This is a genomic window from Serratia sp. Sp408, from assembly GCF_057180665.1.
This window is the reverse complement of sequence record NZ_JBXUFT010000003.1, coordinates 121,784-143,449: the sequence shown is the minus strand read 5'-3', so window position 1 is coordinate 143,449 and position 21,666 is coordinate 121,784. Positions and strand designations below refer to the sequence as shown.

Here is a 21,666-nt window from a genome sequence, read left to right as displayed (position 1 = left end):
TCTCTACTAAACATCCTGCTCACGATTATTTTTCGCCTCAACCAGTGACATCCGGCCAGGCATGTGGTCAAACACAGTGGTACACTTTCTGCTTTCCGCCCCACTGTGAAACTCAGGGCGTATTTTTATGATTCCATTGAATGGAATACCGGTATTTGCATAAATAATTGGATAGTCATTAAGTAGGGGTTCACATGCAGGGCACCAGAATTCATCTTATGGTTGGTGGGCTATTGCTGGCCGCGGCCAGCAGCAGCGTGCAGGCTGAAGCGCTACAACCCGATCCTGCCTGGCAGCAGGGTACGCTTGCCAACGGGTTTTCCTGGCAGATTCTAGATACGCCGCAGCGGCCGAGCGATCGCGTCGAACTGCGGTTGATAGTCAACACCGGATCGCTGGTTGAATCTTCCCAGCAGATCGGTTTTGCCCATCTGTTGCCGCGCCTGGCAATGGCGCGCAGCGAAAGCTTTACCCCGGCGCAGCTACGTTCGCTATGGCAGCAGGGCGTGGACAACGACCGCCCGTTGCCGCCGGCGATCGGTTCCTATGATTTCACGATGTACAACCTCAGCCTGCCGAACAACCGGCCGGATCTGCTGAAGGAAGCGCTGGCCTGGCTGTCCGATACCACCGGCAAGCTGGCGATTGACGAACATACGGTACGCGCGGTGATGAATTCCAGCGCCGATCCGATCGGCATTTTTCCGCCCAACCCACAAGACCCCTGGTGGCGTTACCGGCTGAAAGGCTCGACGCTGCTGGCGCACGATCCTGGTCAGCCGGTAAAGCGCCCGGTGAATATCGAACAGCTAAAGAAATTCTACCAGCAATGGTATACCCCAGACGTGATGACGCTGTACGTGGTCGGCAAAGTGGACAGCCGCAGCTTGAGCGAGCAGATCAACAAGGCGTTTTCGCCGCTGGAAGGCAAGCGCGAGACTCCGGCCACCATGCCGACGCTGACGCCGCTGCCACCGCAGCCGGTCAGCCTGATGAGCGAAGCGGTCAAACAGGATACGCTGTCGATCATGTGGGATACGCCATGGCACCCGATCCGCGATTCACAAAATCTGAGCCGCTACTGGCGCAGCGATTTGGCGCGTGAGGCGCTGTTCTGGCACCTGCAGCAGGCGCTGGAAAAAAGCCCGCAGAAAGACGCCAAGCTGGGCTTTGATTGCCGGGTGCAGTATCAGCGTGCGCAATGCGCCATTCACCTGGAAACGCCAAACGCCAACCTGAACCCCGGGTTGGAATTTGTCGCCGGTGAAATGGCTAACGTGCGCAACAACGGCCTGACGCAGCAAGAATTTGACAGCCTGCTGGCGCAGAAAACCGCCCAGTTGAGCAAGCTGTTCGCCACTTATGCGCGTACCGATACCGACGTGTTGATGAGCCAGCGCCTGCGCTCGCAGCAAAGCGGCGTGGTTGATATCGCACCGGAGCAGTATCAGCAGTTGCGACAGGCGTTCCTGTCGACGTTGACGCTGGAATCGCTGAACCAGGAGCTGAAGCTGCAGCTTTCACAAGATGCCACGCTGGTGTTGCTGCAGCCAAAAGGCGAGCCGGAAGTGAACATGAAGCAACTGCAGGAAAATTATAATCGCATCATGATGCCGGCACCGGCGGTGGTCACTGAAGAAGTGAAACCGGTGGAAGGCGCTGCGCCGACGGAAGCCGGCGCGCAGTAGTCAATTGCGGTAGAGCACTTTGATAATATGATAGCCGAATTGGGTCTTGACCGGCCCATACGGCTTCAGCAGCGGTATGCTGAATACCGCTTTGTCAAACGCCGCCACCATGGTGCCCTTGTTGAATTCACCCAGCGAACCGCCGTTGCGTTTTGACGGGCAGGTGGAATATTTGCGTGCCAGCGTATCGAAGCTGACGCCACGTTTGAGTTTGGCCAGCAGCTCGTTGGCCAGCTTTTCATTATCTACCAGTATGTGCAGCGCGCTCGCGGTCTTTGCCATGGAATGAGTGCCTTCGTGATGTTTTGCAAGAATAGCGGCGATTATACCGCTTAACGCTTTCTGCTACACTTCCCTCCCACGTTTAGACAGTTGAGCCATAAAGCGCCATGCGATTGAACCCCAGCCAACAACAAGCCGTCGAATTTGTCACCGGACCGTGCCTGGTTTTGGCCGGCGCCGGGTCGGGTAAAACGCGCGTCATCACCAACAAGATCGCCCACCTGATCCACCATTGCGGCTATCAGGCGCGTCATATCGCGGCGGTGACCTTCACCAACAAGGCCGCGCGCGAAATGAAAGAACGCGTGGCACAAACGCTGGGTCGCAAGGAAGCGCGTGGACTGATGATATCGACCTTCCACACGCTGGGGCTGGACATCATCAAGCGCGAATACAAGGCGCTGGGAATGAAATCCAACTTTTCGCTGTTTGACGACCGCGATCAGCTGGCGTTGCTGAAGGAACTGACCAAGCAATGGCTGGAAGAAGACAAGACGCTGCTGGCGCAATTGATCACTACCATTTCCAACTGGAAAAACGACCTGATCGATCCGGCGCGGGCGATGGACCTGGCGCGTTCGCAGCGCGACAAGCATTTTGCCCACTGCTATGGCCTGTACCACGCCCACATGCGGGCGTGCAACGTGCTGGATTTTGATGATCTGATCCTGCTGCCCACGCTGTTGCTGCAACGTAATGAAGAGGTGCGCGAACGTTGGCAACAGCGTATCCGCTATCTGCTGGTGGATGAGTATCAAGACACCAATACCAGCCAGTACGAGCTGGTGAAGCTGCTGGTGGGCACCCGCGCACGCTTTACCGTGGTCGGCGATGATGACCAGTCGATCTACTCCTGGCGCGGCGCGCGGCCGCAAAACCTGGTGCTGCTGAAAGAAGATTTTCCGGCGTTGCAGGTGATCAAGCTGGAACAGAACTACCGCTCCAGCGAACGCATCCTGAAAGCGGCAAATATCCTGATCGCCAATAACCCGCACGTGTTCGAAAAGAAACTGTTTTCCGAGCTTGGTTACGGCGAGGAGCTGAAAGTGGTCACCGCCAATAACGAAGACCACGAAGCTGAACGGGTGGTCGGCGAGCTGATCGCCCACCACTTTGTCAAAAAAACCCATTACCGCGATTATGCGATTCTGTACCGCGGCAACCACCAGTCGCGGGTGTTTGAGAAAATGCTGATGCAGAACCGCATTCCGTACAAGATCTCTGGCGGTACCTCGTTTTTCTCGCGGCCGGAAATCAAGGATTTGCTGGCCTATCTGCGGGTGCTGACCAACCCGGATGACGACAGCGCCTTCTTGCGCATCGTGAATACTCCCAAACGTGAAATCGGGCCGACGACGCGGCAAAAGCTGGGTGAATGGGCCAACCTGCGCAGCAAGAGCCTGTTTGACGCCAGTTTCGATCTGGGTCTTGGCCAGCATCTGACCGGCCGTGGGCTGGAGTCTTTGCAGCGCTTCACCGGCTGGCTGAGAGGCATTGCCGAACTGGCGGAGCGTGAGCCGGTGGCGGCGGTGCGCGATCTGATCCGCGGTATAGATTACGAAAGCTGGCTGTTTGAAACTGCGACTAGCCCCAAGGCGGCAGAAATGCAGATGAAAAACGTCAATACGCTGTTCGGCTGGATGAGCGAAATGCTCGAAGGTAGCGAGCTGGACGAGCCGATGACGCTGTCCCAGGTGGTGACCCGCTTCACCCTGCGCGACATGATGGAACGTGGGGAAAGCGATGAAGAGCTGGATCAGGTTCAACTGATGACGCTGCACGCCTCGAAGGGGCTGGAGTTCCCGTATGTGTTCCTGGTGGGGATGGAAGAGGGGTTATTGCCGCATCAGAGCAGCATCGACGAAGATAATGTTGATGAAGAGCGGCGTCTGGCCTACGTGGGGATAACCCGCGCCCAGAAAGAGCTGATTTTCACCCTGTGCCGTGAACGACGCCAGTACGGTGAACTGGTGCGCCCGGAGCCGAGCCGATTTCTGCTGGAGCTGCCGCAGGACGATTTGGCATGGGAAACCGAGCGTAAGGTGATAAGTCCGCAGGAGCGCATGCAGAAAGGGCAAAGTAACGTGGCCAATATTCGCGCGATGCTGGCAAAAGCCAAAGGCGGCGACTAAGCAAGAGAGCGGATTCGGCAGGCCGAACCCGCTGATATCAAGACTGTTCTTCGAGCATCAGCGGCCAGTGGACGTAGCTCTGCCAGTGGCTTTCCTGATCCAGCGCTTCGGCGCGCAGCGGATGCTGTTCCAGCCAGCCGCGCGGCAGAATGACATGCAGCGCTTCGTCGTTGGCGTTGGCGCGCAACCTGACGGCCGGCAGCGTATCGTCACGACGGCGGCTGGCGAAGATGATCGCCAGACGCAGAATGCGGCACAAATGCTGCGCCATACGCGGCGGAACGGCATTTTGCTGGCTCAGCAGGGTTAAATCGAGGGGGTTGCTCTGATTTTGCAGCAGGGTGGCTAACAGTTTTTTCTGCGCCGGAGTAAAGCCGGGCAGGTCCAGATGGCGAATCAGGTAGGCGGCATGTTGCGGCGCCTGCTTGAAATCGACGCTCAGACCGATTTCATGAATCAGACAGGCGGCCTGCAGCAATTCGCGACATCGCGCGTCCAGTTGCCATTCATTGGCCACCTGCTGCGAAAAATTGCCGGCCAGCTGGCTGACCCGCGCCGCCTGCTCGGTATCCAGCAGATAACGGCGCTGCAGATTGCGGATGGTGCGGCTGCGGATATCCTGCTCAACCGGCAGATGCAGCATGCCGTACACCAGGCCTTCGCGCAGTGCGCCACCGGCCAGCGTCATGCTTTCGATACCCAATTCCTGGAAAATTGCCAGCAGGATCGATAGCCCGCTCGGGAATACCAGCGCGCGCTCCAGCGTCAGTCCTTCGATTTCCAGCTCTTCCAGCTTGCCGCACTGAATCGCCCGTTGCTTCAGCTGGCGCAGCTTCGGCAGGGTGATGCGCTCATCCATACCCTGCGCCACCATGATTTCCTGCAACGCCTGCACGGTGCCGGATGCGCCAACGCAAATCTGCCAGCCATGCGCGCGCAGCTGCGGCGCCAGCGGGCGCACCATTTCACGCGCGGCCAGTTCGGCACGGTCGAAATTATCCCGACCGAGGTTGCGATCGCTGAAGAAGCGCTCCAGCCAGGTTACGCAGCCCATCGACAGGCTGTACAGCTGGGCGGCCTGGGCGCCGGTGCCGGTGACCAGTTCGGTACTGCCGCCGCCGATGTCGACCACCAGACGCTGGTCAGGGCCGCCGGTGGTATGCGCCACGCCGTGGTAGATCAGGCGGGCTTCTTCTTCGCCGCTGATCACCTGTACCGGACAGCCGAGGATCTGCTCGGCGGTGTGCAGGAATTGATCGGCGTTGGACGCCAAACGCAGTGTGGCGGTGGCCACCACGCGGATCTGATCGCGCGGGATGTCCTGCAAACGTTCGGAAAACAGCTTCAAACACTGCCAACCGCGCTGCATTGCCTCATGAGACAGGTGATTATCATGATCCAGCCCCGCCGCCAGGCGAACTTTACGCTTGATGCGCGCCAGGGTCTGGATGCTGCCAGCCACCTCGCGTACCACCAACATATGGAAACTGTTGGAACCAAGATCGATAGCGGCATATAGCGTGCTGGAACTGAGCATGAATATCAGCCTGAACGTTTACGGTTGTTGCGCGGTGCGCCGCCGCGGCGCGGCGATGAATTGCGACGCGGGCCATTGCCGCCGCGCGGGCGCGACAGACGTTTCGGTGCCGGCAGATCGCTCAGCAGCGCGTCGCTGTTGTACTTGCTCACCGGGATGCTGTGACCGGTATAGGTCTCGATCGCCGGCAGGTTGAGCGCATACTCTTCGCAGGCCAGGCTGATGGAATGACCGCTTTCGCCAGCACGACCGGTACGGCCGATGCGGTGAACGTAGTCTTCGCAGTCGTCAGGCAAATCGTAGTTGAAGACGTGGGTGACCAAAGGAATGTGCAAGCCGCGTGCGGCAACGTCGGTGGCGACCAGAATATCCAGATTGCCTTTGGTGAAGTCGTCCAGAATGCGCAGGCGTTTTTTCTGCGCCACGTCGCCGGTCAGCAGGCCCACGCGGTGACCGTCAGCGGCCAGGTGGCCCCAGATGTCTTCGCAGCGGTGCTTGGTATTGGCGAAGATAATGGCGCGATCCGGCCATTCTTCTTCGATCAACGTCTGCAACAGACGCATTTTTTCTTCGTTGGACGGGTAAAACAGCTCTTCTTTGATGCGGTGGCCGGTTTTTTGTTCCGGTTCAACTTCCACGTATTCGGCGTTGTTCATCTGCTCGAAGGCCAGTTCGCGTACGCGGTAGGACAAGGTGGCGGAGAACAGCATGTTCAGGCGCTGATCGACCGCAGGCATGCGGCGGAACAGCCAGCGAATATCTTTGATAAAGCCCAGATCGTACATCCGGTCGGCTTCATCCAGCACCACGACCTGGATTGCGCCCAGATCGATGTAGTTCTGCTTGGCGTAGTCGATCAGACGACCGGTGGTGCCGATCAGGATGTCAACGCCGCTCTCCAGCACTTTCAACTGCTTGTCGTAGCCGTCACCGCCGTAGGCCAGCCCCAGCTTGAGACCGGTGGTTTCGGACAGCGCCTGAGCATCGGAGTGGATCTGCACCGCCAGTTCACGCGTTGGTGCCATGATCAAGGCACGCGGCTGGTTGGTCTGACGATCCTGTTTTGCCGGATGAGAAAGGAGATAATGAAAAGTAGACGCCAAAAATGCCAGCGTCTTTCCGGTACCGGTTTGCGCCTGACCCGCAACGTCACGCCCAGCGAGCGTGAGTGGCAATGCTAACGCCTGAATGGGCGTGCAATTGTGAAACCCTTTTTTTTCAAGGGCTTCAAGAACTAACGGGTGCAGGGCGAAGTCGGAAAACTTCTGTTCGGTCAAGTGTGTTTTGCTCATAGTGTGGTAGAATATCAGCTAACTATTGCTTTACGAAAGCACATCCGTTGAAATAAACGCGGTGAAAGAGAATCACCTTGTGTTGGTTGATGCTACACCAACAAGGTAGACATAATCCTGTGGAGTAGAACATGAGCGATAAAATTATTCACCTGACAGACGACAGCTTCGCTACCGAGGTCTTGCAGGCCGACGGGCCAATCCTGGTCGATTTCTGGGCTGAATGGTGTGGTCCGTGCAAGATGATTGCTCCGATCCTGAATGAAATTGCCGATGAGTTCGACGGCAAGTTGACCATCAGCAAGCTGAACATCGACGAAAACCCGGCCACCGCACCGAAGTACGGTATCCGTGGTATTCCAACGCTGTTGCTGTTCAAGAACGGTGAAGTGGCGGCGACCAAGGTGGGCGCGCTGTCCAAGGGTCAGCTCAAAGATTTCCTGAACGCGAATCTGTAATCGGGCAGGATGCCCCCGGGGCACGGCGTGCTGGCGGAGAAGCCTATTCACCGCCAGTGCCCGTTAACCGGCGCTGTCATCGTACGGCGAGTGCGCTCCCCAGGCGTTCGGCATACCGGGGGAGTGTGCGTCGGTCAGCTGGATACGGCTTCGATGATCAAGGGTGTAGACGCCTGCCAAGAAGCGTGTTAAGTTTAACCATACTGCATATAGAACTTGCCCGAAGTTTTAAATCTAAAGAGTTTGAATCTAAAGCGTTACTCTGTGTCAAACCACTGGCGTTGCCATCAACCTGAGCCCAGCCCGTGTTTTTGACAATCAAGGTTTTGACAATCAAACGGTTTTGCAAAATCAATTTTAAGGCACCTTCGATCTTAAACCGCCAGCGCGCTTGTCCCAGGTAAACCATTTCTTACCTCGACGGCTCCGGCCCGGTGATCGAACGTCCAGTAAACAGGCACGAAGACCCCGATGACGGGTACCTCACGCTGCCATACCATTCACGTTATAAGTTCGAGACATACCCCGAGTTTAAGAACCCACCATTATGAATCTTACCGAATTAAAGAACACGCCGGTTTCTGAGCTGATTACTCTCGGCGAAAATATGGGGCTGGAAAACCTTGCCCGCCTGCGTAAGCAGGACATCATCTTCTCCATTCTCAAGCAGCATGCGAAAAGTGGAGAAGATATTTTCGGCGACGGTGTGCTGGAGATATTGCAGGATGGATTTGGTTTCCTCCGCTCCGCAGACAGCTCCTACCTCGCCGGTCCCGACGATATCTACGTTTCTCCTAGCCAAATTCGCCGTTTCAACCTTCGTACAGGTGATACCATCGCCGGGAAGATCCGTCCGCCAAAAGAAGGCGAGCGTTATTTTGCCCTGTTGAAAGTCAACGAAGTCAACTACGACAAGCCGGAAAACGCCCGTAGCAAAATTCTGTTTGAAAACCTGACGCCGCTGCACGCCAACTCGCGCCTGCGGATGGAACGCGGCAACGGCTCGACCGAAGACCTGACCGCACGCGTACTGGATCTGGCATCACCGATTGGCCGTGGCCAGCGTGGGCTGATCGTCGCGCCGCCAAAAGCCGGTAAAACCATGCTGCTGCAGAATATCGCGCAGAACATCGCCTACAACCACCCAGACTGTGTGTTGATGGTGCTGTTGATCGACGAGCGTCCGGAAGAAGTGACCGAAATGCAGCGTCTGGTGAAGGGCGAAGTGGTCGCGTCAACCTTCGACGAACCGGCTTCCCGTCACGTACAGGTTGCGGAAATGGTTATCGAAAAGGCCAAGCGCCTGGTTGAGCACAAAAAAGACGTGATCATTCTGCTCGACTCGATCACCCGTCTGGCGCGCGCCTACAACACCGTGGTACCGGCCTCCGGCAAGGTACTGACCGGTGGTGTTGATGCCAACGCCCTGCACCGTCCAAAACGCTTCTTCGGCGCCGCGCGTAACGTGGAAGAGGGCGGTAGCCTGACCATTATCGCCACCGCACTGGTTGATACCGGTTCGAAGATGGACGAGGTCATCTACGAAGAATTCAAAGGTACCGGCAACATGGAACTGCACCTGGCGCGTAAAATCGCCGAGAAGCGTGTATTCCCGGCGATTGATTACAACCGTTCCGGTACCCGTAAAGAAGAACTGCTTACCACTTCTGAAGAACTGCAGAAAATGTGGATCCTGCGTAAGATTATTCACCCTATGGGCGAAATCGATGCGATGGAATTCCTCATCAACAAATTGGCAATGACCAAAACCAATGACGAGTTCTTCGATATGATGAAGCGCTCATAGTTTAAGTAAAATTTAAAAAACGCCACGCCTTTGCCGTGGCGTTTTTTGCTTTTGGCGGATACGATACATTGAAGTAATGGAAACGTAAGTTGTTCTAGCGACTTATTGAGAATCCATCTTATTGCGGCATTTATTGATTTGCGTTGATGCATTATCGGTAGGCGTGGCCAAATGAGAATGAATTCCTGTCGTCATAGGAAATGACTGAAAGGTAGTGGTATTTATGGTGCAAAATTTCGACCGTGATAAGCTACCTCATCCTCAAGAGAGACCTGTTAACTGTGAACTTACTCACTATGAGTACTGAAATTTTATTTGTCTTCCTGTTTTCTTTGGCTTTTCTGTTTGTTGCCCGCAAGGTAGCAAAACGTATTGGTTTGGTTGACAAGCCAAATTATCGCAAACGTCATCAGGGATTAATCCCTCTGGTCGGCGGTATTTCCGTCTACGCCGGTCTGTGTTTTGCCTTCCTTATCTCCGACCAAACGATTGCGCATGGTAAACTATATCTCGCATGTGCCGGGTGTTTGGTGTTCGTTGGTGCTCTGGACGACCGTTTTGACATCAGCGTTAAAATTCGCGCCACCATTCAGGCGCTGGTTGGCGTGGCGATGATGGTGTTTGCCGGTCTCTATCTGCGCAGCTTCGGCTACGTGTTCGGCAATTGGGAAATGCTGCTGGGGCCGTTTGGCTATCTGGTGACGCTGTTCGCAGTGTGGGCTGCGATTAATGCCTTCAATATGGTCGATGGCATCGACGGTCTGCTCGGCGGGCTGTCCTGTGTGTCGTTTGGCGCGTTGGGCGTCTTGCTGTATGGCAGTGGCCACACGGAACTGGCTTTCTGGTGTTTTGCCATGCTGGCCGCCATTGTTCCCTATATCCTGCTCAACCTCGGCATCCTTGGCCGGCGTTATAAAGTCTTTATGGGTGATGCCGGCAGTACCTTGATTGGCTTTACCGCCATCTGGCTGCTGCTGCAAAGTTCCCAGGGGCCAAGCCATCCGATCAAACCGGTGACGGCGCTGTGGATTATCGCCATACCGCTGATGGACATGATTGCCATTATGTACCGTCGTCTGCGCAAGGGCATGAGCCCGTTCTCGCCGGATCGTCAGCACATCCACCATTTGATCATGCGTGCCGGCTTCACGCCTCGGCAGGCGTTTGTGTTAATCACGCTGGCGGCAGCCATCCTGGCAGCGATCGGCGTGATGGGCGAATGGTTAACATTTATCCCTGAATGGGTAATGTTGGCACTGTTCTTGCTTGCTTTCTTCTTCTACGGTTATTGCATCAAACGCGCCTGGCGCGTTGCTCGCTACATCAAGCGCGTCAAACGCCGCATCCGGCGCTCGACGGGCGATAAGCAAGTATTATAAAAGAGGCTTTTGGGCAGAGATGATTCCAGAGACAACGACTGACAAGAACACCCCGACAATGGATAACGAGCTTGATATTCGAGGTCTGTGCCGCACCCTATGGCGCGGCAAGCCGTGGATTGTCGGCATTGCGGTGTTGTTCGCCGCGGTTGCGCTGATCGTTTCTTATCTGGTGAAACAGGAATGGAGCGCTACGGCCATCACCGACAGGCCAACGGTCAATGCGCTGGGTGGCTATTATTCTCAGCAGCAGTTTTTGCGTAACCTGGATGTACGGACCATGCCCGCGGTGGCGACCGATCAGCCGAGCATTGCCGACGAAGCCTATAATGAGTTTATTATGCAACTGGCGGCGTATGATACCCGTCGGGATTTCTGGTTGCAGAGCGACTACTACAAGCAGCGTCAGGAAGGCGATGCGCGTGCCGACGCGGCGCTGCTCGACGAACTGATCGCCAATATCCAGTTTACACCACGTGATGACAAGAAAACGCCGAACGACGGGGTCAAACTGACGGCTGAAACCTCGACGGACGCCAACCGCCTGCTGCGTCAGTACGTGGCCTTTGCCAGCCACCGCGCCGCACTGCATTTGAATGAAGAAATTCAGGGCGCCTGGGCGGCACGCACCACCTCGATGAAGGCACAGGTCAAGCGGCAGGAAGCGGTAGCGGATGCGGTCTACAAGCGTCAGTTGAATACCGTGCAGCAGGCGCTGAAAATCGCTGAAAAGCAGGGTATTGGCCGTACGCAGACCGATACACCGGCCGAGCAGTTGCCGGATTCCGATCTGTTCCTGTTGGGCAAGCCGATGTTGCAGGCGCGTCTGGAAGGGTTGCAGGCTTCGGGCCCAACCTACGATCTGGATTACGACCAAAACCGTGCCATGCTGGCCACCTTGAACGTCGGGCCGACGCTGGATGACAAGTTTCAGACTTACCGCTATTTGCGAACGCCGGAAGAACCGGTAAAACGTGATAGCCCAAGGCGTGTATTCTGGTTGATCCTGTGGGGCGCAATTGGTGGCCTGCTTGGCGCCGGCGTTGCCTTGACGCGTCGGCCGAAAAAGTAAAACCATTATAATAATTCTCTGATGGGCGCATAAGCGCCCTATTTGCAGGTACGCCTGCGATTAACCGACCAAAAGAGATTCGCTGTGAAAGTGTTGACTGTTTTCGGCACCAGGCCTGAAGCCATTAAAATGGCACCGCTGGTACATGCCTTGGCCAAGGACGAGGCCTTTGAATCAAGAGTCTGCGTAACGGCACAGCATCGTGAGATGTTGGATCAGGTATTACGGCTATTTGAAATCGTTCCCGATTACGATTTGGATATCATGAAACCCGGCCAAGGGCTGAGCGAAATCACCTGCCGGATCCTGGAAGGCCTGAAAGGGGTTCTGGAAGAGTTCAAACCGGACGTGGTATTGGTTCATGGTGACACCACCACCACGCTGGCGACCAGTCTGGCGGCGTTTTATCAACGTATTCCGGTTGGCCACGTCGAGGCCGGTTTGCGTACCGGCGATCTTTATTCTCCGTGGCCTGAAGAAGCCAACCGCAAGCTTACCGGTCATCTGGCGATGTATCATTTTGCGCCAACGGAAAATTCGCGGCAAAACCTGCTGCGTGAATCGCTGCCGGATCAACGTATTTTTGTCACCGGCAACACGGTGATCGATGCGCTGTTCTGGGTGCGCGACCGCATCATGAACGACGCAGCGCTGCGCGACAGTCTGTCGCAACGCTATCCGTTCCTCGACGTCAGTAAAAAACTGATCCTGGTGACCGGCCACCGGCGCGAAAGCTTCGGCGGCGGCTTTGAGCGCATTTGCAGCGCATTGGCAGAAATTGCCCGCCAGCATCCTGAGGTGCAGGTCGTCTACCCGGTACATCTCAACCCGAACGTCAGCGAACCGGTTAACCGCATTCTGAAAGGCATCGGCAACATCATGCTGATCGATCCGCAAGATTATCTGCCGTTTGTCTATCTGATGGCGCATTCCACCATTATTTTGACCGACTCCGGCGGTATTCAAGAAGAGGCCCCGTCGTTGGGCAAGCCGGTGCTGGTAATGCGAGACACCACCGAACGGCCGGAGGCGGTTGATGCCGGTACGGTGCGCCTGGTCGGTACTGATGTGGCGACGATCGTCGATTCGGTGAGCCGTCTGCTGACGGACGACGACGAATATCACGCCATGAGCCGCGCGCATAACCCATACGGTGACGGGCATGCCTGCCAGCGTATCCTCGAAGCTTTGAAGAATCATCAGGTGACACTATGAGTTTTGACACTATTTCAGTTATCGGCCTGGGCTACATCGGCCTGCCAACGGCAGCGGCGTTTGCTTCGCGCAAGAAAAAAGTGGTAGGCGTAGATGTTAACCAGCACGCGGTCGACACCATCAATCGCGGCGCCATTCATATCGTTGAGCCCGATCTGGACCAAGTGGTGAAAACGGCCGTTGACGGCGGCTACCTGCAGGCGGTGACCAGCCCGCTGCCGGCCGACGCGTTCCTGATCGCGGTGCCGACGCCGTTCAAAGGCGATCATCAGCCGGATCTGGCCTATGTCGAAGCGGCGGCCAGATCGTTGGCGCCGGTGCTGAAGAAAGGCGATCTGGTGATTCTGGAGTCGACCTCGCCGGTGGGCGCGACCGAACAGATGGCGCAGTGGCTGGCCGAAGCGCGCAGCGATCTGAGCTTCCCGCAGGACGCCGGCGAAGCCGCCGACGTGAATATCGCCTATTGCCCCGAGCGCGTTCTGCCTGGGCAGGTGATGGTCGAACTGATTCAAAACGATCGGGTGATTGGCGGCATGACGCCAAAATGCTCCGAGCGCGCCAGCGCGCTGTACAAGATTTTCCTTGAAGGTGACTGTGTGATCACCAACTCACGCACCGCCGAGATGTGCAAGCTGACCGAAAACAGCTTCCGCGACGTCAATATCGCCTTTGCCAACGAACTGTCGCTGATCTGCGCCGATCAAGGGATCAACGTCTGGGAGCTGATTCGCCTGGCGAACCGCCATCCTCGCGTCAATATCCTGCAGCCTGGTCCGGGCGTTGGCGGGCACTGCATCGCGGTCGACCCGTGGTTTATCGTATCGCAGAATCCGCAACAGGCGCGCCTGATCCACACCGCCCGTCTGGTGAACGACGGCAAACCGCTGTGGGTGGTCGATCGCGTCAAGGCCGCGGTAGCGGATTGCCTGGCGGCGACCGATAAGCGCGCATCCGAAGTGAAAATCGCCTGCTTCGGCCTGGCATTCAAACCCAATATTGACGATCTGCGTGAAAGCCCGGCGGTGGAAGTGGCGCATCTGATTGCCGAATGGCATCAGGGGGAAACGCTGGTGGTGGAGCCGAACGTCGAGCAACTGCCGAAGACGCTGGCTGGCCATGTCACGCTGAAAGACATCGCCGGTGCGTTGCAGCAGGCAGACGTGCTGGTGATGCTGGTCGATCACAACGAATTCAAGGCGATTGCGCCTGAAGACATCAAGCAAAGCTGGATTGTCGATACCAAAGGAGTGTGGCGTTGAGTCGTATTCTGGTTACCGGCGGCGCAGGTTTTATCGGCTCCGCCGTGGTAAGGCATATCATTGACGCCACCGCGGACAGCGTGGTGGTGGTGGATAAACTGACCTATGCCGGCAACCTTGAGTCGCTGGCACCGGCGGTCGCCAGCGAGCGCTATGCGTTCGAGCAGGTGGACATCTGCAATCGCGCCGCGCTGGATCGGATGTTTGCCCAGTACCAGCCGGATGCGGTGATGCACCTGGCGGCGGAAAGCCACGTCGATCGCTCAATCGACGGCCCGGCGGCGTTTATCGAAACCAACGTGGTGGGCACCTACACCCTGCTGGAAGCGGCGCGTCATTACTGGCAGCAGCTGGCCACGCCGCGGCAGCAGGATTTCCGTTTCCACCATATTTCCACCGACGAAGTGTACGGCGATCTGCACGGCACCGACGATCTGTTCACCGAAACCACGCCGTATGCGCCGAGCAGCCCGTATTCCGCCTCCAAGGCCTCCAGTGACCATCTGGTGCGCGCCTGGTTGCGTACCTACGGTTTGCCGACGCTGATCACCAACTGTTCCAATAACTACGGGCCGTATCACTTCCCGGAAAAACTGATCCCGCTGGTGATTCTGAACGCGATTTCCGGCAAGCCGCTGCCGGTGTATGGCGACGGTGCACAGGTACGTGACTGGCTGTACGTTGAAGATCACGCTCGGGCGCTGTATCTGGTGGCGACCACCGGCAAAGTGGGCGAAACCTACAACATTGGCGGCCACAACGAGCGCAAGAATATCGACGTAGTACAGACCATTTGCGATCTGCTGGAACAGCTGGCTCCGAGCAAACCGCAGGGCGTGGCGCAGTACCGCGACCTGATCACCTACGTTAAGGATCGTCCGGGCCACGATATGCGTTATGCCATCGACGCCGGTAAAATCGAGCGTGAGCTGGGTTGGCGTCCGCAGGAAACCTTCGAAAGCGGCATCCGCAAAACGGTAGCCTGGTATCTGGCCAATGAAACCTGGTGGCGTCGCGTGCAGGACGGTTCCTACGCGGGCGAACGCCTGGGCCTGAGCCAGTAACCTCATATCGATAAGGTGCCGCAGGCGTTGCGGCGGCGCCATTGTCGTCAGTTCAGGAGGGCATTATGAAAGGTATTATTCTCGCCGGTGGTTCAGGAACGCGTCTGCATCCCATCACCCGCGGCATCTCCAAGCAATTACTGCCGATTTACGACAAGCCGATGATTTACTACCCGTTATCGGTGCTGATGCTGGCCGGTATTCGGGACGTATTGATTATTTCCACCCCGGAAGATCTGCCATCTTTCCGCCGTCTGCTGGGCAGCGGCGCGGAGTTCGGCATCAATCTCAGCTACGCCGAGCAGCCGAGCCCGGACGGGCTGGCGCAGGCATTCCTGATCGGTGAGGAATTTATCGGCGGCGAGCCGAGCTGCCTGGTGCTGGGCGACAACATCTATTTCGGCCAGGGCTTTAGCCCAAAACTGAAAAACGTGGTGGCGCGCAACCAGGGCGCGACGGTGTTCGGCTACCAGGTGATGGATCCGGAACGTTTTGGCGTGGTGGAGTTTGACGAGGACTTCCGCGCGCTGTCCATCGAGGAAAAACCGCAGAAACCGAAGTCAAACTGGGCGGTAACCGGCCTGTATTTCTATGATAATCAAGTGGTTGATTTTGCCAAGCAGGTCAAGCCGTCAGCGCGAGGCGAGCTGGAAATCACCACCATCAATCAGATGTATATGGAGCGCGGCCAGTTGAACGTTGAACTGCTGGGACGCGGTTTCGCCTGGCTGGACACCGGCACTCACGACAGCCTGATCGAGGCCAGTACCTTCGTGCAAACGGTGGAAAAGCGCCAGGGCTTCAAGATTGCCTGCCTGGAAGAGATTGCCTGGCGCAACGGCTGGCTGGACGACGAAGGCGTCAGGCGCGCCGCGCAGGCGCTGTCCAAGACCGGCTACGGCAAATATCTACTGGATTTGCTGCATGTCCGTCCGCGCCAGTATTGAACCGCTGAGCTGGGAGAGCGACTACTTCCAGCGCCGCAGCGCAAAACTGCATTTTGACCCCGCCGCGCCGCTGCTGACCAGCGACGCGCTGGACGCCTATGCGCTGGTACAGGCCAAAATTCCTGCCGCGCGGCTGGATCTGGCCGATGCGCTGGCGGCTTACGGCTTCCGGCTGGCGGAGGGCGAGATTGACCTTGCGCTAGCTATTGGCACGGAATGTGCTTCTATTCAGCCCCCGCTGCTGCGGGTCGCAACGCCGTCGGATATCCCCGTACTGCGGGCGGCGGCAGAAAACGTCTTCACCGCCAGCCGCTTTCGCATGCCATGGTATGCCGCACAGGACAGTGGGCGATTTTATGCCACCTGGATCGAAAAAGCGGTGCTGGGCACTTTTGACCATCAATGCCTGCTGACGTTAAACGAGGCGCGGCAGCCGACCGGCTTTGTCAGCCTGCGCGATATCGGCGAAGGGCAGGCGCGCATCGGCCTGTTGGCGGCGCTGCCTGGCACTGGCGGGCAGGGCATTGGGGCACAACTGATGGCGGCGGCCATCGACTGGTGCCGGCAGCGGCGGATACAGCGCCTGTGGGTGGCGACGCAAATCAGTAACGTCGCCGCGCTACGGCTCTATCAACGGCACGGGGCTTTGATTGAAAGCACCGCGTATTGGTTATACCGAGGAAAACATGATCCCATTTAATGCACCACCGGTTGTTGGCACTGAACTCGACTATATGCAGGCGGCGATGAGCAGCGGCAAACTGTGCGGCGACGGCGGTTTTACCCGCCGCTGTCAGCAATGGATGGAGCAGCATTTCGCCAGCCCGAAGGTGCTGTTGACCCCGTCCTGTACCGCCTCGCTGGAAATGGCCGCCATCCTGCTCGACATTCAGCCGGGTGACGAAGTGATCATGCCGAGCTTCACCTTCGTGTCTACCGCCAACGCCTTTGTGCTGCGCGGCGCCAAGATGGTGTTTGTCGACGTACGTCCAGACACCATGAATATTGATGAAAGCAAAATCGAAGCGGCCATCACCGAAAAAACCCGCGTTATCGTACCGGTGCATTACGCTGGCGTGGCGTGCGAAATGGACACCATCATGGCGTTGGCCACCAAGTACAATCTGTACGTGGTGGAAGACGCGGCCCAGGGCGTGATGTCTACCTACAAGGGCAAGGCGCTGGGCACCATCGGCCACATCGGCGCGTTCAGTTTCCATGAAACCAAGAACTACACCTCCGGCGGTGAGGGCGGTGCCACGCTGATCAACGATCCAACGCTGATTGACCGGGCGGAAATCGTGCGTGAAAAAGGCACCAACCGCAGCCAGTTCTTCCGTGGCCAGGTGGATAAATACACCTGGCGCGATATCGGCTCCAGCTACCTGATGTCCGACTTGCAGGCCGCCTATCTGTGGGCGCAGCTGGAAGCCGCCGAGCGTATCAATCAGCGCCGTCTGCGCCTGTGGCAGAGCTATTACGACGCCTTCAAGCCGCTGGCCGATGCCGGGCGCATCGATTTACCGGTTATCCCGCAGGGCTGCGTGCACAACGCGCACATGTTCTACCTCAAGCTGAAGGACATCAACGACCGTTCCGCCTTTATCGACTACCTGAAAGAAGCGGAAATCATGACGGTGTTCCATTACATTCCGCTGCATGCCTGCCCGGCCGGCGAAAAGTTTGGCCGTTTTGCCGGTGACGATCGCTTCACCAGCAAGGAAAGCGAGCGTCTGGTGCGCCTGCCGCTGTTCTATAACCTGTCTGATGTCAATCAGCGTACGGTCATCAACACCGTGTTGAGCTACCTCGCCTGATATGTCGTTGGCAAAAGCATCGGTCTGGACCGCCGGCTCTACGCTGATCAAGATTGGCGTGGGGTTGCTGGTGGTCAAATTGCTGGCGGTGGCGTTCGGCCCCAGCGGCGTTGGCCAGGCGGGTAACTTCCGCCAGTTGATTACCGTGCTCGGCGTGCTGTCCGGCGCCGGGATTTTTAATGGCGTCACCAAGTACGTGGCGGAGTTTCACCAGGATCCGCAGCGCCTGCGCATGGCGGTCGGCACCGCGTCCAGCATTGTGCTCGGCTTTTCGACGCTGCTGGCGTTGGTGTTTCTGTTTGCGGCACAGCCGATCAGCATTGGGCTGTTTGGCCATGCGCAATACGTCAACGTGATACGCGCGGTGGCGTTTATTCAGATGGGCATCGCCTACGCCAACCTGTTTTTAGCCATTCTCAAGGGCTATCGCGACGCGATGGGTAACGCCGCTGCGGTGATTGGCGGCAGCCTGATTGGCGTTGTCGCCTTTGTCATCTGCTTCAAACTGGGCGGTTACGAGGGGGCGCTGGCCGGACTGGCGCTGGTGCCGGCGCTGGTGGTGCTGCCGGCGGGCATACTGCTGTGGCGGCGCGACAACCTGCCGTTGCGCTATCTGGCGCTGGCATGGGACAAGGCGTTGGCCAGCCATCTGGGCAAGTTCACCATCATGGCGCTGATCACCTCCGTGACGCTGCCGGTGGCCTATGTCATGATGCGTAACCTGCTGGCGGCGCATTACAGCTGGGACGAGGTGGGGATTTGGCAGGGGGTGAGCAGCATTTCCGATGCCTACCTGCAGTTTATCACCGCATCGTTTACCGTTTATCTGCTGCCGACGTTGTCGCGTTTGAGCGACAAAGGGGCGATTACCCGCGAAATCGTCCGCTCGCTGACGTTCGTGCTACCGGCGGTGGCCGCCGCGAGCTTTGCCGTCTGGCTGCTGCGCGACTTCGCCATCTGGCTGCTGTTTTCGGACAAGTTTATCGCCATGCGCGATCTGTTCGCCTGGCAACTGGTGGGCGACGTGCTGAAGGTCGGCGCCTACGTGTTTGGTTATCTGGTGATCGCCAAAGCGTCGCTACGTTTTTACCTGTTGGCCGAAGTCAGCCAGTTTGTCCTGCTGACGGCGTTCGCGCATTGGCTGATCCCGCTGCACGGGGCGTTGGGCGCGGCACAAGCCTATATGGCCACCTACATCGTGTATTTCACGCTGTGTAGCCTGATATTTATTCTTTATCGTAGACGAGTATGACCATACTGATTCACGTACTGGGATCTGATATCCCTCATCACAATCAGACCGTGCTGCGCTTCTTCAATGACGTGCTGGCAACCCGCCTGCCATCCGGGCAGGTGAGCCATTTTATGGTCGCGGCGCAGGACGTGGCGGCGTTGGGGCAGTTTCCTGCGCTGACAATCGAGAGCTTTCCGGACAAGAAAAGCCTGGCGCAGGCGGTGATAGCTCGCGCCGGCGCCGATCGCGACAGCCGTTACTTCTGGCATGGACAGTTCAACCCCACGCTATGGCTGGCGCTGCTAAGCGGTAAAATCGCGCCGCGCCAGGTGAGCTGGCATATCTGGGGCGCGGATCTGTACGAAAACGCCACCAGTTGGAAGTTCCGGCTGTTCTATCTGCTGCGCCGTATTGCACAAGGGCGGGTTGGACACGTGTTTGCCACGCGCGGCGATCTGATTCATTACCAGCAACGCCACGCCCGGGTACCGGCGTCGCTGCTGTATTTCCCGACCCGTATGGATCCGGCGCTCACCGGCGTGGACGTCGAAAAAAACCTCGCCGGTCCGATGACCATTCTGGTGGGTAACTCCGGCGACCGCACCAACCGCCATATAGAAGCGCTGACCGCTATCCACCAGCAGTTTGGCGCTGGCGTGCGGGTGATAGTACCCATGGGCTATCCGGCCAACAACGACGGCTATATCGAACAGGTGCGGGCGGCGGGTGTGCAGCTGTTCGGCGACAAAAACCTGCAGTTGCTGACCCGGCAGGTGGCGTTCGACGATTACCTGAACATGCTGCGCAGCTGCGATCTGGGGTACTTTATCTTTGATCGCCAGCAGGGTATTGGCACGCTGTGCCTGCTGATTCAGTTTGGCGTGCCGTTCGTGCTCAGCCGTCAGAACCCGTTCTGGCAGGATCTGGCCGAACAACATTTGCCGGTGCTGTTCTACGGTGACTCGCTGGATGAAGCGGTGGTACGCGAAGCGCAGCGCCAGTTGGCAGCGGTCGACAAGCAAGACATCGCCTTCTTCAATCCGAACTACGTCGATGGCTGGCAGCAGGCGTTGGCGCTGGCTGCGGGAGAAACGCCATGACGCTAGCGCAATTTGGTGGGTTGTTTGTCGTTTACCTGATCGGTCTGGTGTTTATTCTCACCCTGACCTATCAGGAGTTTCGACGCATTCGCTTTAACTTCAACGTGTTCTTTTCGTTGCTGTATCTGCTGACGTTTTTCTTCGGCTTCCCGTTGAGCTGCCTGCTGGTGTTTCAGTTCGGTGTGGAAATCGTGCCGGTGGAGTATCTGCTGTATGCGCTGCTGTCCGCCACCTGCTTTTATGCCATTTATTATGTCAGCTACAAAACCCGCTTGCGCCAGCGCAGCCGCGAAGTACGCAAGCCGGTGTTTAGCATGAACCGGGTGGAAACCAACCTGACCTGGGTACTGTTGGCGCTGGTGGCTATCGGTACCGTCGGCATTTTCTTTATGCAGAACGGTTTCCTGTTGTTCAAGCTAAACTCCTACAGCCAGATTTTCTCCAGTGACGTGTCCGGCGTGGCGCTCAAGCGCTTTTTCTATTTCTTTATTCCGGCGATGCTGGTGGTGTACTTCCTCAAACAGGACGTGCGCGCATGGTTCTTCTTCCTGGCGGCCACGGTGTCGTTCGGCATTCTGACCTACGTCATCGTCGGCGGCACGCGCGCCAACATCATCATTGCCTTTGCCCTGTTCCTGTTTATCGGCATCGTACGCGGCTGGATTACGCTGTGGATGCTGGCGGCCGCCGGGGTGTTCGGCATTGTCGGCATGTTCTGGCTGGCGCTGAAGCGCTATAGCCTCGACGTCAGCGGCGCAGAGGCGTTTTATACCTTCCTGTACCTGACGCGCGATACCTTCTCGCCGTGGGAAAACCTGGCGTTGCTGCTGCAAAACTACGACAAAATCGATTTCCAGGGGCTGGCGCCGATCGTGCGCGATTTTTACGTGTTCATCCCTTCCTGGCTGTGGCCGGGCCGGCCGGACGTGGTGCTCAATACCGCCAACTACTTTACCTGGGAAGTGCTGGAAAACAATTCCGGGTTGGCGATCTCGCCGACGCTGATCGGTTCGCTGGTGGTGATGGGCGGGGCGCTGTTTATTCCGCTGGGGGCGGTGGTGGTCGGTTTGATCATCAAATGGTTCGACTGGCTATATGAGCTGGGACGCAGCGAAGAGAACCGCTATAAAGCGGCTATTCTGCAAGCCTTCTGTTTTGGCGCGGTATTTAACATGATTGTGCTGGCGCGCGAAGGGCTGGATTCGTTCGTCTCGCGCGTGGTGTTCTTCTGCCTTATTTTTGGCGCCTGCCTGGTGCTGGCGAAACTACTGTACTGGCTGTTTGATGCGGCGGGGTTGATCAAGGCGCGGGTGATGCGTTCCCGTACGCTGCAACAGGCCGCCGCCCCGCGCGCTGACGGATTACTGTAAGGGTAACAATAAC

The 21,666-nt window shown here is 57.4% G+C and carries 18 protein-coding genes; 15 read left to right on the top strand and 3 right to left on the bottom strand.

The features are described 5' to 3' along the window. Window positions 1–194 precede the first annotated feature (194 nt). Entirely contained in the window at window positions 195–1,688 is a 1,494-nt protein-coding gene (locus AC2AXP_RS13110; protein ID WP_004957289.1) for a M16 family metallopeptidase, read from the top strand. Here AC2AXP_RS13110 and ppiC read toward each other — a convergent pair whose 3' ends face one another. Then, window positions 1,689–1,970: a peptidylprolyl isomerase PpiC gene (gene ppiC / locus AC2AXP_RS13105; RefSeq protein WP_004957292.1), complete on the bottom strand. Its 282-nt coding sequence runs from the start codon at window positions 1,968–1,970 to the stop codon at window positions 1,689–1,691. It abuts the gene before it with no gap. A 107-nt stretch (window positions 1,971–2,077) separates the two neighbouring features. Between ppiC and rep the strand changes: the two genes are divergently transcribed. Next, a complete protein-coding gene (gene rep / locus AC2AXP_RS13100) occupies window positions 2,078–4,102 on the top strand; it encodes a DNA helicase Rep (protein ID WP_198773599.1) in 2,025 nt (674 codons plus the stop codon). A 37-nt stretch (window positions 4,103–4,139) separates the two neighbouring features. Here rep and ppx read toward each other — a convergent pair whose 3' ends face one another. After that, window positions 4,140–5,639, bottom strand: coding sequence for an exopolyphosphatase (gene ppx / locus AC2AXP_RS13095; RefSeq protein WP_198773600.1), 1,500 nt, complete (start codon window positions 5,637–5,639; stop codon window positions 4,140–4,142). A gap of 5 nt (window positions 5,640–5,644) precedes the next feature. Beyond that, complete coding sequence (rhlB, locus tag AC2AXP_RS13090; RefSeq protein ID WP_088499815.1) at window positions 5,645–6,931, bottom strand: ATP-dependent RNA helicase RhlB; 1,287 nt, start codon at window positions 6,929–6,931, stop codon at window positions 5,645–5,647. A 131-nt stretch (window positions 6,932–7,062) separates the two neighbouring features. On the opposite strand from rhlB, the gene trxA reads away from it, so the two are divergent. The 13 genes from trxA (at window position 7,063) to wzyE (ending at window position 21,653) form a co-directional block, all read left to right on the top strand. Further along, a complete protein-coding gene (trxA, locus tag AC2AXP_RS13085) occupies window positions 7,063–7,389 on the top strand; it encodes a thioredoxin TrxA (protein ID WP_004957307.1) in 327 nt (108 codons plus the stop codon). Between the two features lie 547 nt (window positions 7,390–7,936). Further along, a complete protein-coding gene (gene rho, locus AC2AXP_RS13080; protein WP_004957310.1) occupies window positions 7,937–9,196 on the top strand; it encodes a transcription termination factor Rho in 1,260 nt (419 codons plus the stop codon). 281 nt (window positions 9,197–9,477) lie between these two features. Beyond that, entirely contained in the window at window positions 9,478–10,575 is a 1,098-nt protein-coding gene (gene wecA, locus AC2AXP_RS13075) for a UDP-N-acetylglucosamine--undecaprenyl-phosphate N-acetylglucosaminephosphotransferase (RefSeq protein ID WP_071586646.1), read from the top strand. Between the two features lie 19 nt (window positions 10,576–10,594). Then, window positions 10,595–11,647, top strand: a complete 1,053-nt coding sequence (wzzE, locus tag AC2AXP_RS13070; RefSeq protein WP_004957317.1) for an ECA polysaccharide chain length modulation protein — start codon at window positions 10,595–10,597, stop codon at window positions 11,645–11,647. An 84-nt stretch (window positions 11,648–11,731) separates the two neighbouring features. Beyond that, entirely contained in the window at window positions 11,732–12,862 is a 1,131-nt protein-coding gene (gene wecB, locus AC2AXP_RS13065) for a non-hydrolyzing UDP-N-acetylglucosamine 2-epimerase (protein WP_039991518.1), read from the top strand. Next, a complete protein-coding gene (gene wecC / locus AC2AXP_RS13060; protein WP_004957323.1) occupies window positions 12,859–14,121 on the top strand; it encodes a UDP-N-acetyl-D-mannosamine dehydrogenase in 1,263 nt (420 codons plus the stop codon). Before wecB ends, wecC begins: the two co-directional genes overlap by 4 nt. Further along, window positions 14,118–15,185, top strand: a complete 1,068-nt coding sequence (gene rffG, locus AC2AXP_RS13055; RefSeq protein ID WP_484381736.1) for a dTDP-glucose 4,6-dehydratase — start codon at window positions 14,118–14,120, stop codon at window positions 15,183–15,185. The genes wecC and rffG overlap by 4 nt, the downstream gene beginning before the upstream one ends. A gap of 65 nt (window positions 15,186–15,250) precedes the next feature. Continuing rightward, window positions 15,251–16,132: a glucose-1-phosphate thymidylyltransferase RfbA gene (gene rfbA, locus AC2AXP_RS13050; RefSeq protein WP_004957327.1), complete on the top strand. Its 882-nt coding sequence runs from the start codon at window positions 15,251–15,253 to the stop codon at window positions 16,130–16,132. Continuing rightward, entirely contained in the window at window positions 16,110–16,832 is a 723-nt protein-coding gene (rffC, locus tag AC2AXP_RS13045; RefSeq protein ID WP_004957329.1) for a dTDP-4-amino-4,6-dideoxy-D-galactose acyltransferase, read from the top strand. Before rfbA ends, rffC begins: the two co-directional genes overlap by 23 nt. Continuing rightward, window positions 16,819–17,949 carry a dTDP-4-amino-4,6-dideoxygalactose transaminase gene (rffA, locus tag AC2AXP_RS13040; RefSeq protein ID WP_198773602.1) on the top strand — a complete coding sequence of 377 codons (1,131 nt, stop codon included), beginning with the start codon at window positions 16,819–16,821 and terminating at the stop codon, window positions 17,947–17,949. Before rffC ends, rffA begins: the two co-directional genes overlap by 14 nt. Window position 17,950: 1 nt before the next feature. Continuing rightward, window positions 17,951–19,201: a lipid III flippase WzxE gene (wzxE, locus tag AC2AXP_RS13035; protein ID WP_004957335.1), complete on the top strand. Its 1,251-nt coding sequence runs from the start codon at window positions 17,951–17,953 to the stop codon at window positions 19,199–19,201. Further along, window positions 19,198–20,283 (top strand): TDP-N-acetylfucosamine:lipid II N-acetylfucosaminyltransferase, encoded by a 1,086-nt coding sequence (locus AC2AXP_RS13030; protein ID WP_484381735.1) that lies wholly within the window; start codon window positions 19,198–19,200, stop codon window positions 20,281–20,283. Before wzxE ends, AC2AXP_RS13030 begins: the two co-directional genes overlap by 4 nt. Beyond that, window positions 20,280–21,653 (top strand): ECA oligosaccharide polymerase, encoded by a 1,374-nt coding sequence (wzyE, locus tag AC2AXP_RS13025; protein ID WP_004957338.1) that lies wholly within the window; start codon window positions 20,280–20,282, stop codon window positions 21,651–21,653. The genes AC2AXP_RS13030 and wzyE overlap by 4 nt, the downstream gene beginning before the upstream one ends. Window positions 21,654–21,666 lie beyond the last annotated feature (13 nt).

Bases quoted from the DNA above. Each gene is read 5' to 3' on its own strand.
- ppiC (WP_004957292.1), bottom strand. From the start codon at position 1,970: ATGGCAAAGACCGCGAGCGCGCTGCACATACTGGTAGATAATGAAAAG.
- AC2AXP_RS13030 (WP_484381735.1), top strand. From the start codon at position 19,198: ATGACCATACTGATTCACGTACTGGGATCTGATATCCCTCATCACAAT.
- ppx (WP_198773600.1), bottom strand. From the start codon at position 5,639: ATGCTCAGTTCCAGCACGCTATATGCCGCTATCGATCTTGGTTCCAAC.
- rfbA (WP_004957327.1), top strand. From the start codon at position 15,251: ATGAAAGGTATTATTCTCGCCGGTGGTTCAGGAACGCGTCTGCATCCC.
- AC2AXP_RS13110 (WP_004957289.1), top strand. From the start codon at position 195: ATGCAGGGCACCAGAATTCATCTTATGGTTGGTGGGCTATTGCTGGCC.
- wzxE (WP_004957335.1), top strand. From the start codon at position 17,951: ATGTCGTTGGCAAAAGCATCGGTCTGGACCGCCGGCTCTACGCTGATC.
- wzyE (WP_004957338.1), top strand. From the start codon at position 20,280: ATGACGCTAGCGCAATTTGGTGGGTTGTTTGTCGTTTACCTGATCGGT.
- rhlB (WP_088499815.1), bottom strand. From the start codon at position 6,931: ATGAGCAAAACACACTTGACCGAACAGAAGTTTTCCGACTTCGCCCTG.
- rffA (WP_198773602.1), top strand. From the start codon at position 16,819: ATGATCCCATTTAATGCACCACCGGTTGTTGGCACTGAACTCGACTAT.
- rffC (WP_004957329.1), top strand. From the start codon at position 16,110: ATGTCCGTCCGCGCCAGTATTGAACCGCTGAGCTGGGAGAGCGACTAC.
- wzzE (WP_004957317.1), top strand. From the start codon at position 10,595: ATGATTCCAGAGACAACGACTGACAAGAACACCCCGACAATGGATAAC.
- rep (WP_198773599.1), top strand. From the start codon at position 2,078: ATGCGATTGAACCCCAGCCAACAACAAGCCGTCGAATTTGTCACCGGA.
- trxA (WP_004957307.1), top strand. From the start codon at position 7,063: ATGAGCGATAAAATTATTCACCTGACAGACGACAGCTTCGCTACCGAG.
- rho (WP_004957310.1), top strand. From the start codon at position 7,937: ATGAATCTTACCGAATTAAAGAACACGCCGGTTTCTGAGCTGATTACT.
- wecC (WP_004957323.1), top strand. From the start codon at position 12,859: ATGAGTTTTGACACTATTTCAGTTATCGGCCTGGGCTACATCGGCCTG.